The sequence below is a fragment of the Paenibacillus sp. ATY16 genome, from assembly GCF_003399985.2.
GTDB lineage: Bacteria > Bacillota > Bacilli > Paenibacillales > Paenibacillaceae > Pristimantibacillus > Pristimantibacillus glycanilyticus.
In genome coordinates this window covers 311,932-328,769 of the sequence record NZ_NMOK02000023.1, presented here as the reverse complement: position 1 = coordinate 328,769, position 16,838 = coordinate 311,932, and the positions used below count along the sequence as shown (strand labels likewise).

17 protein-coding genes are annotated in these 16,838 nt (G+C 49.7%); 4 read left to right on the top strand and 13 right to left on the bottom strand.

Features of this window, described 5'->3' with window-relative positions:
• Nucleotides 1-36: 36 nt before the first annotated feature.
• Both rnhA and CFI03_RS14390 read left to right on the top strand, forming a co-directional pair.
• Nucleotides 37-714, top strand: a complete 678-nt coding sequence (gene rnhA / locus CFI03_RS14395) for a ribonuclease H (RefSeq protein WP_248757748.1) — start codon at nt 37-39, stop codon at nt 712-714.
• A gap of 12 nt (nt 715-726) precedes the next feature.
• A complete protein-coding gene (locus CFI03_RS14390; protein WP_248757747.1) occupies nt 727-1,416 on the top strand; it encodes a uracil-DNA glycosylase in 690 nt (229 codons plus the stop codon).
• Nucleotides 1,417-1,479: 63 nt separating this feature from the next.
• Here CFI03_RS14390 and CFI03_RS14385 read toward each other — a convergent pair whose 3' ends face one another.
• The 13 genes from CFI03_RS14385 to CFI03_RS14325 form a co-directional block, all read right to left on the bottom strand.
• Entirely contained in the window at nt 1,480-2,433 is a 954-nt protein-coding gene (locus tag CFI03_RS14385; RefSeq protein WP_248757746.1) for a protease complex subunit PrcB family protein, read from the bottom strand.
• A gap of 99 nt (nt 2,434-2,532) precedes the next feature.
• The gene (locus tag CFI03_RS14380; RefSeq protein ID WP_248757745.1) at nt 2,533-3,354 is read right to left on the bottom strand and encodes an NAD-dependent epimerase/dehydratase family protein; all 822 of its coding nucleotides are present in this window, start codon (nt 3,352-3,354) and stop codon (nt 2,533-2,535) included.
• Nucleotides 3,351-3,839 carry an acyltransferase gene (locus CFI03_RS14375; protein ID WP_248757744.1) on the bottom strand — a complete coding sequence of 163 codons (489 nt, stop codon included), beginning with the start codon at nt 3,837-3,839 and terminating at the stop codon, nt 3,351-3,353. Before CFI03_RS14375 ends, CFI03_RS14380 begins: the two co-directional genes overlap by 4 nt.
• A complete protein-coding gene (gene rfbC, locus CFI03_RS14370; RefSeq protein ID WP_248757743.1) occupies nt 3,823-4,371 on the bottom strand; it encodes a dTDP-4-dehydrorhamnose 3,5-epimerase in 549 nt (182 codons plus the stop codon). Before rfbC ends, CFI03_RS14375 begins: the two co-directional genes overlap by 17 nt.
• 16 nt (nt 4,372-4,387) lie before the next feature.
• Nucleotides 4,388-5,620 (bottom strand): class I SAM-dependent methyltransferase, encoded by a 1,233-nt coding sequence (locus CFI03_RS14365; protein WP_283094542.1) that lies wholly within the window; start codon nt 5,618-5,620, stop codon nt 4,388-4,390.
• A complete protein-coding gene (gene rfbG, locus CFI03_RS14360) occupies nt 5,613-6,677 on the bottom strand; it encodes a CDP-glucose 4,6-dehydratase (RefSeq protein ID WP_248757742.1) in 1,065 nt (354 codons plus the stop codon). The genes CFI03_RS14365 and rfbG overlap by 8 nt, the downstream gene beginning before the upstream one ends.
• A complete protein-coding gene (gene rfbF, locus CFI03_RS14355; protein WP_248757741.1) occupies nt 6,677-7,447 on the bottom strand; it encodes a glucose-1-phosphate cytidylyltransferase in 771 nt (256 codons plus the stop codon). The genes rfbG and rfbF overlap by 1 nt, the downstream gene beginning before the upstream one ends.
• A gap of 49 nt (nt 7,448-7,496) precedes the next feature.
• A complete protein-coding gene (locus CFI03_RS14350; RefSeq protein WP_248757740.1) occupies nt 7,497-8,609 on the bottom strand; it encodes a glycosyltransferase family 2 protein in 1,113 nt (370 codons plus the stop codon).
• An 81-nt stretch (nt 8,610-8,690) separates the two neighbouring features.
• Nucleotides 8,691-9,608, bottom strand: a complete 918-nt coding sequence (locus tag CFI03_RS14345) for a cation diffusion facilitator family transporter (protein WP_248757739.1) — start codon at nt 9,606-9,608, stop codon at nt 8,691-8,693.
• Nucleotides 9,609-9,788: 180 nt separating this feature from the next.
• A complete protein-coding gene (locus CFI03_RS14340; RefSeq protein WP_248757738.1) occupies nt 9,789-9,950 on the bottom strand; it encodes an asparagine synthase in 162 nt (53 codons plus the stop codon).
• A gap of 173 nt (nt 9,951-10,123) precedes the next feature.
• Entirely contained in the window at nt 10,124-10,954 is an 831-nt protein-coding gene (locus tag CFI03_RS14335; protein ID WP_127493584.1) for a carbohydrate ABC transporter permease, read from the bottom strand.
• Complete coding sequence (locus tag CFI03_RS14330; RefSeq protein WP_373312702.1) at nt 10,954-11,829, bottom strand: carbohydrate ABC transporter permease; 876 nt, start codon at nt 11,827-11,829, stop codon at nt 10,954-10,956. Before CFI03_RS14330 ends, CFI03_RS14335 begins: the two co-directional genes overlap by 1 nt.
• Before the next feature lie 121 nt (nt 11,830-11,950).
• On the bottom strand, nt 11,951-13,261 hold the full coding sequence (locus tag CFI03_RS14325) for an ABC transporter substrate-binding protein (protein WP_248757737.1): 1,311 nt from the start codon (nt 13,259-13,261) through the stop codon (nt 11,951-11,953).
• Between the two features lie 220 nt (nt 13,262-13,481).
• On the opposite strand from CFI03_RS14325, the gene CFI03_RS14320 reads away from it, so the two are divergent.
• Both CFI03_RS14320 and CFI03_RS14315 read left to right on the top strand, forming a co-directional pair.
• Nucleotides 13,482-15,182: a sensor histidine kinase gene (locus CFI03_RS14320; protein WP_248757736.1), complete on the top strand. Its 1,701-nt coding sequence runs from the start codon at nt 13,482-13,484 to the stop codon at nt 15,180-15,182.
• A gap of 16 nt (nt 15,183-15,198) precedes the next feature.
• Nucleotides 15,199-16,701, top strand: coding sequence for a response regulator transcription factor (locus CFI03_RS14315; protein WP_248757735.1), 1,503 nt, complete (start codon nt 15,199-15,201; stop codon nt 16,699-16,701).
• The last annotated feature ends 137 nt before the right edge of the window (nt 16,702-16,838 follow it).

Genomic DNA, 16,838 nt, shown 5'->3' with positions numbered 1-16,838 from the left:
TAGGGAGACAATGTTGAAAGCAAAGGTGGTTCATGGATGGCGGGAAGCAAACATTACGTTGTCTGGGTCGGCAAGCAGCCCGGCGTGTACAAGAGTTGGCCGGAATGCCAGGCGCAGGTGAACGGATATCCGGAAGCGAAATATAAATCCTTTGAATCGAAGGATAAGGCGGAAGCCGCGTACAAGGAAGGCTGGAAGAATCATTGGGGCCAGGGGAAAGGGACCGCAGCGCCTGCGGCTTCGCCGGCAAAGAAGAAGCCTGGCCTTTACGCCTCTAAACCGTCTGCAGCGTCAGAAGGGGAGCAGGAGATTGATTATGACAGCATCTCCGTTGACGTTGGCACGCGGGGCAATCCGGGGCCGGTAGAATATAAAGGCGTGGATACGCAAACGGGCGATATTTTATTCTACGTAGGCCCTATTCCGAACGGCACCAATAATCTCGGAGAGTTTATTGCGGTCGTTCACGCACTGGATTTTCTCAAGAAAAAAGGAAGCAGCCAAACGATCTACAGCGACTCGCGAACGGCGCTAAGCTGGCTGCGGAACAAGAAGATAGCTTCGAGTCTCGTGAGAAACGCATCGACCAAGCAGATTTGGGAACTGGCTGATTGGGCGCTAGACTGGCTGCGCAATAATACGTACAGCAATAAAGTTCTAAAATGGAATACGGAAGAATGGGGAGAAATCCGCGCGGATTTCGGACGGAAATAAGGGAGACGACAGATGGATTTTCAGCTGAACAACGATTGGGCGGAACTTCTTCAGGGTGAGATGGACGAGCCGTACTTCAAGCAGATGGAAGCGAAGCTTGGGGAGCTTTATGAAACGAAGACCGTGTATCCCAAAGCCGAGCATATTTTTAATGCGCTTTCGCTTACTCCTTATGAGCAGACGAGGGTTGTCATTATCGGACAGGATCCTTATCATGGCCAAGGTCAGGCGCATGGGCTTAGCTTTTCGGTACAAGAGGGGGTTGCTATACCGCCTTCTTTGAGAAATATCTATAAAGAGCTGCAGCAGGATATCGGCTGTCCGATTCCGCAGCATGGCTCTCTTGCCTCGTGGGCCAAGCAAGGGGTATTGCTTCTCAACACGGTTCTGACCGTTGAAGAAGGGCAGCCCAATTCGCATCAGAAGCTGGGCTGGGAACGGTTCACCGACCGGATTATCCGCAAGCTGAATGAACGGGAAGAGCCGGTTGTCTTTATTTTATGGGGCAAGTATGCCCAGGATAAAGCGGCCTTCATAGATACGAGTAAGCATCGGGTTATCGCGTCGGCGCATCCAAGCCCGTTGGCGGCGCGGAAAGGCTTTTTTGGCAGCCGTCCGTTCTCGAGAGTGAACGAGCATTTGCGGAGTTTTGGCTATACGGAGATTGATTGGAGCCTGCCCGAGCATCCGGAACAAGATTAATACGCAAAAAAGCCTCCCGGTCCATGTTCGTAATGGATAGGGAGGCTTTTCATTTGCGCAATATTAGCTAGCCGAAGCTACGCTGCTTACGGCAGTATCTGCCTTAGCCGAAGCCAGTACAGGCTTGTAAGCCGCGTCTACATAAGTGGTTGCGCTAACTTCCGTGATCACTTGCGGGTACATTTTGTTCGGATCAGGTTGAACCGTTTCTACCTTGATAATCGCTTGACCATCAACGAAGGATATCGATGTAACGCGGAGTCCGTAACCAGGATGAGGCGCTTGACCGGACACGGTTACTTTGTTAATGTCCTTGTTCACCGAGGTTACAGTCAGTTTAAGGTCTTGAATCGGCTGCGGAGCCGGTTCTGCCGGGATCGTTGGCGTCTTCTTTACGAATTCAAGACCGTCGTACAACCAGCCTGCCGCCACGCCGCGCGTAATTTTTTGTTTTGGATAGAAATTGTTTTTCTTATCCAGCGTTGCGATTTTGGAAATGAGCAGCTTTTGGATGCTGTTCATATAATCCTTGTTAACATCCTTTTCATCGTTAATCGTCATGTACAGTTCGATAAAGGCGAAATCGCCTTTTTTCGTAATCGCCTTGAAGAGGTGATGGGCGAACTGCTCGCGTGTCATTTCGTCGTTAGCTTTTACGTTCTTAGGTACTTCCAGGCCATTGTATTGGGCAATGATAAACGCATCCGCATACCATGAGCCGTTCTTCAGATTCGGATAATAATCGGCAACCTCAGGCTTCTTAATGAAACGAATGTTGTCGATATTGAGGTCAAAAGCCTTGACGATCATCGAAATGCCGGCAGCGTAGGACAGCTTGCCGTTGGAGTTGAATTTATTGCCTTTTTCGCCTTTAATAACGCCTTGCTTTTCCAGGGACTCAATCTTTGATTTATTCGGATCTTTGCTTGTATCACTGAAGGCGAATACGGTTTGCCCCAGAGTAAATACAAGCAGCATGGACATGGCTAGCAATAGAACTGCTTTAAGTTTCATCATCGACTCTCCTCTTGTTTTGAGATTTGCTATAGCATCTATAATAACGAGTCCAATATTGGTATTGTTGCACCAAAAAGAGAAGAGTCATACGAAAAGTTGCTAAGTTTTTGCAGATCTGCCGGTTAAGAGCTGTTGAGTGGCCGTCAGGCAAGGTACCGGACGAAAATCGAACTCATCCCTCATCCGCGCAATCTCGATGGGCTTAAAGGCAAGCCGGACAGCGGAAGGAGAGAGCTTCAGCTCGAAGGAACGCACCTCGGTCCAGGCATCGAACAGCTGTTGGTTCGTCAGATTAACTCCGCTTGCTACATTATAAATAAATTGCTTGCCCCTCAAGGCAATTTGAATTAGAGCCTCAACCGCATCCTCGACCCGAATATAATCCTTTTCCGAATCCATCGTTGACAACAGCGTAACCGAGCCATGATCCAGGATATCCTTCATAACCGAGTAAATAAAATTGCCGGAGCGGAAATCGTCGCCTACCACGTTGGACAGCCTTGCGACACGGACATTTGACCGGCCCGAGCATAGGCAGACGGATTCGCCGAGCAGCTTGGATAACGCATAAATATCTTCGCGCTGATTGGAATTAACGCTTAGATCGGCCTCCTCACGCGTGGATTCCGCCCGATGATACAGTCTGGTCGTAGACAGATAGAGCAGAGAACGGAAATCCGCCGCATGCAGAAGACGGCTGATAAATCCTGTATGGGCTTCCACCACATCATAGGGGCGGGAACGGAAATCCGATGTAATGCCGGCGCAATAAAAAACATGTCCCAAAGGCCGGCCGAATACGGACGAAGACCCTTTTTCCGGGCAAAAAACGTCAAACCCAATCGTTCGCAGCCTAGTCGTTAGGCGTGAACCAATAAACCCGCCTGCTCCAATAACGGTTGCCAGGTTGTCGCTTGTCATGACCGAGACCCCTTAAGCTGAAGCGGGTTCCCCGCATAAACGCCGTAAGCCTCCAGCTTGCCGCGAACAAGCGAATTTGCCCCCACTACCGCCCCTTTTCCGATATGAGTGCCGTCCAGTATTACACAGTTTGCGCCAATCCACACATCCTCCTCAATGATGATTCCGCCTTTGCTCGGCAGGAAGCCCTGCTCCCGAATTAGCTTATTCCGGTCCGGGTAGGCATGATTCACGGGGGCAAAGGTACAGTTGGCGGCAACAAGCACGTTATCGTCCATCCTGACTCCGTTTCCGGAGTAGATAACGGTACCGGAATTGATGTAAACATGCTGGCCCAGCCGTACATCGCCGGAGCCTCCGGCAAATTTGATTTTCACGAAAGCATCTATCATGCAATGGTCGCCTATTACAAGCTTGCTGCCGCGGACGGAGGTTTCAAGATCGCATAAAGGGGAGATCGCTGCCGAATCAGAGATCAAGTGCATAGTCATCGCTCCAAGGCGCGAGGTGGCCATCCCGCTCGCTTATGACGGGATTGTCGTATACCCATTTAATTTGAAAGGCAGGGTCGTCGTATCGCGCTCCATTCTGCGCGGAAGGATCGTAAATGCCGGACATATGGTAGTACAGAGTGGAGTGGGGCTCCAGCGTTTGGAAGCCATGGGCGTATCCAGGGGGGATGTAGAGCATGTGATGATTTTCGCCGGTAAGCCGGAAGGCTTCCCATTGCTTGTAGGTCTTTGAGTCCTTCCGGATATCTACCACGACATCGTATACGCTGCCTTGTATGCATTGAATCATTTTGTTCTCGGCAAACGGCAGGTTCTGAAAATGCATGCCGCGTATTGTCCCCTTATGGATATTGCTCGAAATACTCCACTGCCTGAAGTTCTCTTCAAGCCCCCGTTCCTTGAACTGATCGCGGCAAAAGGCTCGGGCAAAAAATCCGCGGTTATCGGTGATCGGCTCCGGCTCGATCAAATATACGCCCTCTAGCGATGTTTTATGAAAAAGCATATAGCATCATCCTTTCTCAATAAATTTCGAGCTTGGGAATACAGACGACCAGCTTGGCTCCCCATTGTCGCGTATATTGGAGTTCCTTCTCAATCTCGTCTTTCAGATTCCAGGGCAGAATGACAAGGTAATCCGGCTTTGTTTCCATGATTCGCCCGGGAGAGTAGATCGGGATCCGGCTGCCGGGCATGTATAAGCCTTGTTTGTACGGATTTTTGTCCACGGCGTAATCGATATAATCGGTGCCGACGCCGAGGTAATTGAAGAGCGTATTGCCTTTGGCGGGAGCTCCGTAAGCCGCAACCCTTTTGTTCTCTCGGGAAGCCTGGAACAGGAAGCGGTATATTTCCTCCTTAACCGCTTTTACTTGCGCGGGAAAACGGAAATACGTCTTCACATTTTTCAGGCCGTATGCGATTTCTTCAAACCGTACCTTTTCCACGCGAGGGGTAACCGTCAGCTTCGCATGCTCGGTATGCCGGGCAAATACGCGCAGAGAACCGCCGTGCGTCGGCCACTCCTCAACGTCATAGATCGTTAATCCGGCACGCTCGAACAAATGCGAAACGCTGAGAAGAGATAGATAAGAAAAGTGCTCATGGTAAATCGTATCGAATTGATTGTTTTCCATTAACCGCAGTAGATGAGGAAACTCCAAGGTAAGGGTACCGGTAGGGGACAACAGCTCCTTGAGGCCGGCAACAAAGTCCTGCAGCTCCGGAACATGGGCAAGTACATTGTTGCCGATGATGAGGTCAGCGGTCCCCCGTTCCCGGGCAAGCTGTCTGGCGAAAGCCAATGTGAAAAACTCCGATACCGTAGGGATGCCTTTTGCTTCCGCTTGCTTTGCGACATTTTTAGCTGGTTCAATACCTAGAACCGGAATGTTGTACGGTGTGAAATACTGCAATAAATAGCCGTCATTGCTCGCAATCTCGATAACGGAGGATGAGTGGTCTAAAGACAGGCGGGGGATAATAGCGTCTACATATTGCTTGGCATGAGCAAGCCAGCTGGAAGAATACGAGCTGAAATAGGCGTATTCCTCAAAGATCTCCCGAGGCGATTCGAACTGTTCCAATTGGACGAGCAGACAGTGCCCGCATACAAAAACGCGCAGCGGATAATAGGCGGTTCCTTGGTTTAACTGCTCCGGCCGCAGAAAGTTATTGGATAGGGGGGAGGTGCGGAGATCAACAAACACATGCTGCAGCGGATGGCGGCAGGAGCGGCATATGGCATTAGCCAGGACGGTTCACCTCCAATTGCTCGTATTGGCTGATTTGCGCAAAAGTAACGGCTTGCATCTCTTCTCCGTCATAAAAGGCGCGGTACCAGTCTACCGTCCAGCCGATAGTCTGCTCAACGGTTAGCCTGGAGCCCCAGCCAAGCCTTCGGTAAGCTTTATCGGAATTGAGCAGAAGGGTGTTGGTTTCATGGGGCTGCTTGCCGGTATCATACGCGAGCTCCGGCAAATTTCCCCATCGACGGATAAGACGCGCGGCTAGTTCGCCAACCGTTATTCCTTGGTCTATGGTCTGTCCGAAATTCCATGCCCCGCCATATTGCTCATCCTGCCAGAGCTTTTCCGCAAGAAGGATATAGCCGTTAATGGGCTCCAGCACATGCTGCCAGGGGCGTACGGCATCAGGGCTCCGAAGAACCGGCTGTTCACCTGAAGTCATGCTCCGAATCAGGTCCGGTACAATACGGTCGGATGCCCAATCGCCTCCGCCGATCACATTGCCCGCCCGGGCGGTTGCGATCCGTTTGCCAAGCGGAGCGAGAAACGCATCCCGGTAACTGCCGGTAATGAGCTCCGAGCAGGCTTTGCTTGCGCTATAGGGATCGTACCCGCCTAACGGATCGTTTTCCGAATAGCCTTCTGCCGATTCTTTGTTCTCGTAAACCTTGTCGGTTGTAACGTTAATGACGACCTTTGCGGTGGAAGCGGGAGATTTCTTTACGGCTTCCAGAAGGACGGCAGTGCCGTACGCATTGGTCAAAAAGGTCCCAAGCGGGTCGCGGTAGCTGTCCCGGACAAGCGCTTGGGCAGCAAGGTGAAAGACGATATCAGGCCGATGGATGGATAACGTCTCCGACAAAACGGTCAGATCGGTGATGTCACCTGTTACTGAAGTGATATCAAGCGTTAAACATTCCGCCATATTAGGCGCCGCGGAAGCGGGGAGCGAATAGCCGACGACTTCGGCTCCCCGGTCCTTCAATACCGCGCACAGCCAGCTCCCTTTAAAACCGGTATGGCCGGTGACGAGCACTTTTTTTCCATGCCAGAACGTGTCCATTATTTCCACACCTTCCAAGGCGCATTTCCTTTATTCCATAACTCATTCAGCTCGTTCTTGTCTCTTAGCGTATCCATCGAATGCCAGAAGCCCTGATGCTGGTAGACCGATAACTCTCCAAAAGAAGCGAGCGACTCCAGTGGGCCATGCTCCCAGACGGTCTCATCGCTGCGAATCAATTCAATGACCTTCGATTCCAGAACGAAAAAACCGCCATTAATCCAGTGCTTATCGTTATGGGGTTTTTCCTTGAAGGAGAGAGCCTTCCGATCCTCAATCTCGAGAATGCCGTATCGCATTCCGGGATTCACTGCGGTTACGGTGGCCAGCTTGCCATCGCTGCGGTGAAGAGCAAGCAGTTCTCCAATATGGATATCGCCAACGCCATCGCCGTATGTGAAACAGAAGGTCTCGTCGCCGATATAAGGAGCCAGCCGCTTCAGCCGCCCGCCTGTCATCACATGCTCGCCCGTATCCACAACCGTTATTTTCCAAGGCTCGGCTTTCGAATTCATCAGCGTCATCCGGTTGTCGGACAGATCAAAGTGGACATCGGACTGATGCAGGTAATAATGCATGAAATATTCCTTTATCACGTAGGATTTGTAGCCGGCCGCAATGATAAAGTCGTGAATTCCGTAGTGCGAATAAATCTTCATGATATGCCATAAAATCGGCTTGCCGCCGATCTCGACCATCGGTTTAGGCCTGGATATCGTTTCTTCGGATAAGCGGCTTCCGAGTCCGCCGGCCAGGATTACAGCTTTCACGGGGCAACCTCCTTCTGGCGAATATCGTTCGGTTGCTGATGCGTTTAAGCTACGCGAAGAGGTGGCCCGTAGGCAGCAAATAGCGGTTCAATTCATCGAAGGATCGGATAAATTCGGAATAGCCATGCTCAAATAAAATATAGTCGAATTGTTCGCCGCCAAGCAGCTGCCGGAAATCTTCCGATGTATCGAAATAGAATGTACGGTCGGAGATTGTCCGCAGGTCAACCAAATACTTCTCTTGATTCGATAGGCTGGTAAGCCGGACATTGCGGGCGCCTTGCTGCTTCATGAACGTTTTGACGGCGAGAGGCGTAGCGCCAATGCAGCAGTTAATGGCGAGGATGGAGACCGATTCCCGGGGCGACCACTGCCTTCTTACGGCGTCTACGAGCTGCATATTCGGCAGCCCTTCCGCCCAGGAATCTATTCCGTATTTATTGTAGAAAATTTGCCTGCTGACCTGGAGGGAATTGTTCTGCTGCTGATCGATGCCGGTTGTGACCGAGCCGTGGTGATAAATAAACGTATCTCCCGCATAGACAAGCTTATAGCCGGCTCTGCGATACCGGTAGCTGATATCATCGTCTCCGAACTCGCCGAAGTAGAAGCGGGGGTCGTAGCCCCCGATTTCGCGGAGCCGATCGGTCAGGGAGAAGAGGATGACGGGCATCAGCCGTACCCGCTCCTCCCATTTGTTCGGGTCGGATACGTTATACGCCTTCGCTTCAACCTGCATTTCCTCAAGCGTCTGAAAGGGGAGGCTGATCTGCTGAAAGTTGCTTACATAGTTGGCTCCCGGAGAGACGAATCCGATCCCCGGATCCGATTCAATGCAAGCGATCAGATTCGGAAGCCACCCGGAGGTTAGAATCATATCGTTGCTGATTAATGCGATATACTTTCCCTGCGCAGCATTCATTCCGACATTAAATCCGTTGACCGGACCGACGTTTTGCGGCAGATGGACGGGGCTGGCTCCCGGGATCGAATCAAAATATGCCTGTGTGCCGTCAGAGGAGCCATTATTGACAAGAATCAATTCGTTGCCTTCTAACGGAGTATGCAGGAGAAGGCTGTCGATGCAACGTTTGGTTATCTCGAGATGGTTATAAGCAAGAACAACAAAGCTGACGAATGGTTGGTTAGGCAGAACGATCACCTCGCAAATAGACAGATTCCCGATTGTTAAATTGTATTTTTTGGAATCAAAAAAAGACCTTTGCAGGTCTTTAGGCGAGGGTTACTCCGAATCATCCTTATACCACGGATTCAGATGGATGAGGACTTCCTCCACGTCCTTGTGATGCTCGAGAATGATTTGTTTTATTTTTCGGGAGACGTCATGGCCTTCTTGAATGGTAAGCTCTCCGGGAATGCCAACGCGGACATCAATCATGACATATTGGCCGAATTCTCTGGCCCGGATTCTGTCAATGCGTTTTACTTCCGGGATGGAGGAGACAAGACGTTCGTAATCTTGAAGCATCTCCGGAGAAACGGTTTTCTCCATTAGTACATCCACGGCTTCTTTTCCCATATGATAAGCAAGCTTCAATACGAAATAAGCAACAACAATCCCGGCGGCCGCATCGCCGTAGCTAAGGAACGAGATATCGTTTCTCTCCCCGATAATAGCCGCTCCGATCCCGAGAACGGCGGCAAGCGACGCATAAACATCGGCCAGATGATCGAAAGCGGTAGCTTCAAGACTTTTACTGCTCGTCTGCTTGCTGATTCGTATGCAATAAATGTATAACCACAGCTTCCAGAAAAGAGAGACAACGGCGGCAACAAAGGCGACCATGCTTGCCGCGGCGGCAGGGTGGAAGAAGGACTCAAAGGAATGGTAAGCGATAAATAAAGCGGCGATCACCATAATAATGGCGACCAGCGCAGAGCCGATCAGCTCGCTTTTCCCATGACCGTACGGATGGTCCTCATCCGCGGGTTTTTGCGCTACCTTTGCGGCGCCCAAGGCGGCCATCGACGCTATGACGTCACCGGCGTTATGTACGCCGTCAGCGATTAATACCTGGCTTTTGAACATAAGGCCTACGATTAATTTAATGCCCGTCAGAATCAGATTGCTGAATAAGCTGATCCAGATGGCGAAAACATTCGATGAAACTTTTGTACTTGATACGTTTGAATCGCTCACTCTATTACAACCTCCAATAATTTCCTAACCACGCGAAAAAAACAACGACCCTTATCATATATGATGAAGGTCGTGTGGGTCTAGAGAAACAGTGTTGCAACGGGTCAAGATTTTTAGGTGCAGTTAAAAGTCAGCGAAAGGGAGGGAGCCAAGGGCTCCCTCCCAGCTTGTCCTGCAAAACTAACGGTGCTCAATCAGGTCAATGGCGCCAAGCACCATATGGGCCAAGCCAAATCCGAGAACATCGGTACCCACAAGCTTATACTTGCTTTTTCTTAGTAGGGATGCACCAGAGGCCGACACAACGGTTCCGAGAACGGCAGGAATCAAACCTTCACGCATGTTATCCACTCCTTCGATTGTTTTGCAAGACGGCTTAGTTTGCGCGATTTAAGGAAGAAAATGCATGCCGCTGATGCTGCGGATAGGCACGGCTATCAACATTCATGGCGCGGACCGTCTGATAGAAACAAAAAAGCCTTGATTGCTCAAGGCTTTCTAATGAAGGACAATTTTTAACCTTTTACCGCGCCTGCCGTAAGACCGCTGACGATATATTTTTGTCCCGCTAAATAAAGAATGAGGACAGGAATCGACGTCATTACGAGATCGGCAAAAATGAGATTCCAGTCACGGCTGTATTTGCCGTAGAAGTTGTAGATGGAAAGGGGCATCGTCCATGTCGAGCTGTCCGTAAGGAAATACAGAGGAATCGTGATGTCGTTCCATACCGACATAAATACCATGATTGCAACCGTCGCGTTAACCGGTACGATAAGCGGCGTAATGATTCGGAAGAACACGCCCATCAGGCTCGCGCCTTCCAGAAAGGCAACCTCATCGAGGACCTTTGGCACCGATTTGATAAAACCGCTGTATAAAAAGATGCTGAATGCCGTATTTAAAGCTGCGTAGATCAGAATGACGCTCGTGATGCTGCCGTAGAAGCCCAGCCACTGCACAACGCGGATCGTTGTGATCGTGGACATCGGAGCGATCAGCCCCATAAAGAAAAACAGATACAGGTAGCTTGCAACCTTGCTGTCGCGGCGCGCTAGTATAAAGGCGGCTGCGGAAGACGTAATAATATTCAAAATGGCGGATACACCGGTAATGACGATTCCGTTCAAAAACGCCCGAGCGAGACCGCCTTCCTTAAATACGGTCACATAGTTGGAGAACATCCATTTGTCCGGAAACCGGATTTGAAATTTGGATACTTCCGCGCTCGTCATAAACGAACCGAAAATCATAAGCAACAGCGGAATAATGATGCCTAGGCAAGCGATTAACAGCAAGATTTCTACCAGGTAGTTGCGCAGCGATATTTTTCGAGCGAAATTCATTATTCGGTAACCTCCTTACGGCGCATGAATACGAGCAGCGGAATGGCAATCAGGCTGACGATGAGGAACAGAAGCGTATTGATCGCCGTGCCCAGGCCCCAGTTGCCTTCGCCAAACGCCCGGAGAATAATCGTACCCACAACCTGCGAGGAATTGCCCGGACCGCCGCTCGTCAATACGAATACTTCGGAGAAGACCTTCAATCCGCCAATCAGCGTAAGCATCAAGTTGATATTGATGGCCGGCAGCAGAAGCGGAACGGTAATGTTCGTAAAGCTTCTCCACGCACCCGCACCGTCAATCGTTGCAGCTTCGTAGTATTCCTTCGAGATGGATTGCAGGCCAGCCAAATATATAGCCATTTGGAAGCCGGCTTGCTGCCAGATGGCAACGAGAGCAACTGTCCAAATAACGAGATGAGGATCGGTCAGCCATGCCTGGCTCAGGAAGTGAAGGCCGATGGCGTCAAAAAACTTGTTCACCATGCCTTCCGTGCGAAGGATGGGGGTGAAGACGATAGAGATTACGAGTACGCTTAGAATAGATGGAGAGTAAAATATGGCGCGAAGGAAATTGCGGGATTTAAGCCGCATATTTAAAGCGATGGCCAGTACAAGGCCAATCACATTTTTTCCGACAACAGTTGCTAGCGCAAAAATAAACGTGTTTTTCATGGCAAGAAGCAAGGTATCGTCCGTAAAGATCTTGTTGAAGTTATCGAAGCCGATAAATTTGATGCCGATACGATCCAGACGCCAGTCGGTAAAGGAGTAATACAGGCCGATAATGGCCGGCATTACGAAGAAGACCGTATAGATCAGCAGCGCAGGCCATACGAGATAATAGCCGTACATACTTTTTGAGCGTGTCATCATTTTCTCATCCCACCAAAATTGTTGATTTTATATTCTAGTTTTTGCTGTGGCTTTCTTTAGAAGGAGCGGCCGCCGTATGGAACAGCAGCCGCAGAAACGTGCATTGGTTTATTGTTGTAGCTTAGAAGCCTGCTTCGCCTTTGTCCTTCATCAGCTCGGCAAACTTGTCATTCCAGGTTTGAAGCACTTGCTGGGACGTTTTGCTGCCCGTGAACTCGTCTTGCAGGCTTCTATACAGTTCGCTGCGGTCAACGAGCATGTATGCGTCCATCGTCATGGCAACCTTCTTAGGCGTGATGTAGTTGTCCAAAATTTCTTGCTTGTATGCCGGAAGCTCAGGCGTTGTTACGTCGCTGAAATTGGATACGTAGCTTTGGTTGTTCACGATTTTTTGCGCCACTTCTTTTGTTGCAATGAAGTCGAGGAATTTTTTGGCTTCTTCGATATGCTTCGCTTTTTTCGGGATAAACAGCTGGCCGCCAAGCGGGCTTGCGCCAAGGTACGCGTCGCCGCTGTTGTCGGTAGGGTAAGCGAAAAGGCCAAGGTTCATGTTAGCATCCTGCTGCTGTACCGACTCGATCAGCCAGTCGCCCATGAACATCATCGCTACTTCCTTGTTCAGGAATTTACCCGCAGCCATGTCATAGCTGTCGCTCAAGACGTCGGTATTGGTGTAGCCTTTTTTATACAGATCGTATTGCTGGTCAAGGATTGTCTGGAACGCTTGAATGTCCGTCCATTTTTTCTTGTTTGCGTTCAGATCATCGAAGAGGGTAGGTTCTTTTTTGGCCGCGTATTCGCCAAACGATGCGCCCGGCATGACGTTAGCCGCCCAGTTGTCTTTGAATGGCATAAAGATTGGCGTGTAGCCGGCTGCTTTAATTTTTTCGCAAGCCGCAAGGAATTCGTCATACGTCTTCGGAACTTCAAGTCCAAGCTCTTTGAAAATATCTTTGTTGTATACCACCCCTTGCATGCCCGTATCTTGGCTTACGTGGAAGCTGTAAACATGGCCGTATGCGGACAGGACGTCTTTGTTCAGAAGACGGCTGACCCAAGGCTGGTCATCCAAGATTTCAAAGTTGCGCTCAAGATTAAGGTCGGTCGTCGCGCTAGCCAGGTTGTATTGCAGAATGTCCGGCGTTTCGTTAACGGCCAGCTTGGTCTGGAGAACGGTCGACGTTTGCTCTGCGGGAAGCAGCTGTAAATTAACTTTGATATTCGTTTCTTTTTCGAATTCGTCGAGCAGGTCTTGCTGTACGAATGCGGAGTCCTGAGAGCTTTTGGATAGAGCAAGCTCAATCGTTACTTTTTTGCCGCCTCCGGTGCTTCCGCTTTCGGAATTTGAGCTGTTGCTACCGCATGCTGCCAGCGATACGGCTAGTACTGCGCTTACTGCGCCCAATGATAGCTTACGTGCTGTTTGCTTCATGTTTTTCTCCCCTCATGTTACCCTTTGTTGTATCTTCTACTGAATCCGTTTACAATCCAATTGTAGGTTTTTTTCAAAAGGAGGTACATGTTTGACCTTTACCTTTTCTGTGTAAAATTCTGAACTCATTTCGAATCGGAGGCTATCATTCTTGAAAGGCTTCAGTCAAAAAATCAAATTTACTCCACGACACACCAGCCTTCAAACGAAGGTAGTTCTTATGTTTTTAGTCTTGCTGTTAGTTGTGCTGTGCTGCTTTTTGGCCTATGTGAATTGGCAGGTCATCCGGCCATTGAAGGAAAACAATGAAAACGATAAGCAGCTGACGGCAGCCAAAATCAGCGGGCAGCTGGACCAATATATTAAAAACCAGAATCAGCTGTCCCAGCGCGTTTTGTCTAACCAGCAAGTCGCGGCGGCATTATCCGGAGGGTATCATTCGGCGGATTCCGCTGAAGGTCTGACGCAGAGCCGCATATTGAAACAGATGATGTTCGAGGCAATCGGTCCCAGCGTGGATATTCGGGATATGATCATCTATGATCTTGAAGGAAGGGCGGTTTCTTCTTACATCGGTTATCCGTCAAACCCGCTGCTGCTCGAGGCCGGGCTGCGGACTGCAATGGATAACAACGACTATATTTTATACCAGCAGAAGAACGGCATAACGGCGTTTGATAGAGCGATTATCAATCAGAATGGCCAGATTTACGGCTATCTATCCATTCAGCTGGACCAATCCGAGCTGCAGCTGCCAACGGAAGACGTTGCGGTTGGCGAAGTCTATATCATGGATCAGAAGAATCAGCTGATTGCCCGCTCGAAGAATGCCAAGGAGCCGGATCATCTGGAGCTTATGAAGGCTGACCCCGAGAGCAGCGGGATGTACGTGGACGGCGATTCCAATTACATCGCCTATAACCATTCGGCCAGCACCGACTGGACAACTTATGTGGTTACACCGAAGCAGGCCGTACTTGGACCGGTCAATTCCGTCCAATATTTATCGATTACGCTTATTTCCATTCTGATGCTGTTTTCATTCGTGTATATTTATTTCAGTACCCGGAATCTGCTGCTGCCGATTCGGAAGCTGCGAGGCCAGATGTCGCGCATCAACTATAGCAACCTGGATGTCAGAGTGGACAACCGTTCCCATAACAACGAGCTGATGGCTTTAAGCGAATCCTTTCAGGAGCTGTTAGGCCGTCTCCATCAATCGATCGAAAACGAAAAGCTGGCGCTGCATGAAGAAGTGAAGGCGAGGAACTCGGCTCTTCAAGCGCAAATCTCGCCGCATTTTATTCACAATGTGTTATATTTGATTAGCATTGCCGCTCAAGAGGGTAAAAACAAAGCGGTATCCGATATGTGCAAGCATCTGTCCGATTCCTTGCGGTATATCGTGACGTCTCCTTACCAGCATGTTTCCTTGGCGGAAGAATTGGAGCATACCCGAAACTATTTGTCGCTTGTCGAGCAAAACTACGAAACCGATCTTGAATGGGAAATTATCGCCGAAGATGCTGCCGCCAATCTCATACAGCTTCCAAGGCTGGTCATCCAGCCGTTCGTCGAGAACTGTATCGAGCATGCGTTTACGAATACCGATCCGCCTTGGCGCATCAAAATTCTGGTCAAGCTGTATAACGGCATATGGGCCATTGAAATCAGCGATAATGGCGAAGGTATCGAAGCCGGCAAGATTAATGAAATCATGAATAATATCTCGAATTCCGAAGCAAGGGAGCATGAGCTCCATATGCCTTCAAGCTTTGGGAATATGGGGATTGTTAATACCGTGAACCGGCTCAAGCTCATGTATAAGAACAGGTTATTTTTCAATCTGTACAATAACGCGGGGGAGGAAAAAGGTTCAACCGTGCAAATTATCGCCTCTCTCACGAAAGACTTTTACTAGAAGGAGTAGAAAGCCTATGTTTACCGCCTTGATAGCCGAAGACAGCAAGCCGATACTGCGCAATATCAAGGCGCTTCTCGAATCATCCGAACTGCCGATCCGGATCGCCGCTACGGCCTATAATGGGGAAGAGGCACTGGATTATTTGAAGAAGCAGCCCGTCGACATCCTGATTACCGATATCCGAATGCCCAAGCTGGGCGGGCTTGAACTTATCGAGCAGGCTATGAGGCTGCATTCGTCTCTGAAAGTTGTGCTCATTAGCAGCTACAGCGATTTCGAATATACGCGGAAAGCGATTAATTTGCAGGTGTTCGATTATTTGCTGAAGCCCGTCGAGCGTAACCAACTGATCGAGGTTATGCAGCGTATCGTAGATTCGCTCGCGGAAAAGCTGGAGTACAGCCTGGAGCCTCTAAAGTCGATTGTGCCACCTGCCTTTCTATCCGGCTTGCGTCTTGGACCGCAATTTCATGAGCAGCCGGTCTCGCTGTTCCTGATTGGCAAGCAGCCTTTTACTCCGGATTCGGGCAATTGGAAGGTCGAAACGCTGCAAACGATGCTTGAAGCCATCTGCCAGCCGCAAAGCTGCTGGGTGCTTCCGGCCAAGGATTCGGACCGTTATCTTGTTTTTGTTCAGCCGGCTATGAAGGAGCGGTTCGCCACAACTCTTGCTTGGATGGAATCCATTGAACGTCTGCTGCTTAGCGTTGATATTGAAATCGCTATGGCGGGCTGTTTCCAGCCGGTAGATTTCAAACAGCTGCAGCTTCAATACGATAGGCTGAAAGGTCTGCTTGAAGAAGAAACGCTGCTGGATAAAAGAGTGCTGCTCGATACGGATTACCGCATTCCCGAACAAGCGGTGAAGGAAGCCATGATCAGAAGCTTTACCGATATGATCGAGCAGCGCCAATCGCAGCCATTCCTGATTAAACTACGAGAGTATTTGCAAATCTCCTATAGCGAGCATGCCCGATATGTCGATCTGGAGAGACTTGTATCGGCGATTGGGGATGCTTTCGTCCATGCTCTGCCGAGCAGCGGACCTGAGGAAAGGCTGGCAGCGGCAGCGGCTGTCAAAGAAATGCTGGAGCAAGGCAGCTACCAGAGATTCTGCGAGCAATGCTTGAACTGGTGTGCCCACAGCTTTGAGAAGCTGCAGCAGCGCAACCGGAAAAGCGGAGAAGAGCTGTTCGAGCAAATGGATGCTTACGTTAAGCTCCATAAATTTTCGCAGCTTTCCATCAATGATCTGGCAGCCAAATTCCATGTCAGCGCGTCCTATGTGAGCCGGATTATTAAGCGATATACGAACACAACGTTCGTCCAATATTATATGGAGATGAAGATCGGGGAAGCCTGCAAGCAGCTGCGGGCGAAGCCGGATCTGAAAATCAAGGAGCTCGCGGATGCTCTTTCGTTTAGCGACCAGCATTATTTCTCCCGCGTGTTCAAGGATCATACGGGAATTAGCCCAAGCGAGTATAAGGAGCAGTGTGTGATCTCAGAGTTTTAAAAAAACGGTGCATGGATAGTCCATGCACCGTTTTTTTTTTAGCTATAAGAATATCAAAGAATGTAACAATTATCGTAATAGCCGCTTGAACAGGCAATAACCAATACACGGCAATTCTCTCGTCTTTCAACTCTCAT

Bases quoted from the DNA above. Each gene is read 5' to 3' on its own strand.
- rnhA (WP_248757748.1), top strand. From the start codon at position 37: ATGGCGGGAAGCAAACATTACGTTGTCTGGGTCGGCAAGCAGCCCGGC.
- CFI03_RS14390 (WP_248757747.1), top strand. From the start codon at position 727: ATGGATTTTCAGCTGAACAACGATTGGGCGGAACTTCTTCAGGGTGAG.
- CFI03_RS14385 (WP_248757746.1), bottom strand. From the start codon at position 2,433: ATGATGAAACTTAAAGCAGTTCTATTGCTAGCCATGTCCATGCTGCTT.
- CFI03_RS14380 (WP_248757745.1), bottom strand. From the start codon at position 3,354: ATGACAAGCGACAACCTGGCAACCGTTATTGGAGCAGGCGGGTTTATT.
- CFI03_RS14375 (WP_248757744.1), bottom strand. From the start codon at position 3,839: ATGCACTTGATCTCTGATTCGGCAGCGATCTCCCCTTTATGCGATCTT.
- rfbC (WP_248757743.1), bottom strand. From the start codon at position 4,371: ATGCTTTTTCATAAAACATCGCTAGAGGGCGTATATTTGATCGAGCCG.
- rfbG (WP_248757742.1), bottom strand. From the start codon at position 6,677: ATGGACACGTTCTGGCATGGAAAAAAAGTGCTCGTCACCGGCCATACC.
- CFI03_RS14340 (WP_248757738.1), bottom strand. From the start codon at position 9,950: ATGCGTGAAGGTTTGATTCCTGCCGTTCTCGGAACCGTTGTGTCGGCC.
- CFI03_RS14335 (WP_127493584.1), bottom strand. From the start codon at position 10,954: ATGAATTTCGCTCGAAAAATATCGCTGCGCAACTACCTGGTAGAAATC.
- CFI03_RS14330 (WP_373312702.1), bottom strand. From the start codon at position 11,829: ATGATGACACGCTCAAAAAGTATGTACGGCTATTATCTCGTATGGCCT.
- CFI03_RS14325 (WP_248757737.1), bottom strand. From the start codon at position 13,261: ATGAAGCAAACAGCACGTAAGCTATCATTGGGCGCAGTAAGCGCAGTA.
- CFI03_RS14320 (WP_248757736.1), top strand. From the start codon at position 13,482: ATGTTTTTAGTCTTGCTGTTAGTTGTGCTGTGCTGCTTTTTGGCCTAT.
- CFI03_RS14315 (WP_248757735.1), top strand. From the start codon at position 15,199: ATGTTTACCGCCTTGATAGCCGAAGACAGCAAGCCGATACTGCGCAAT.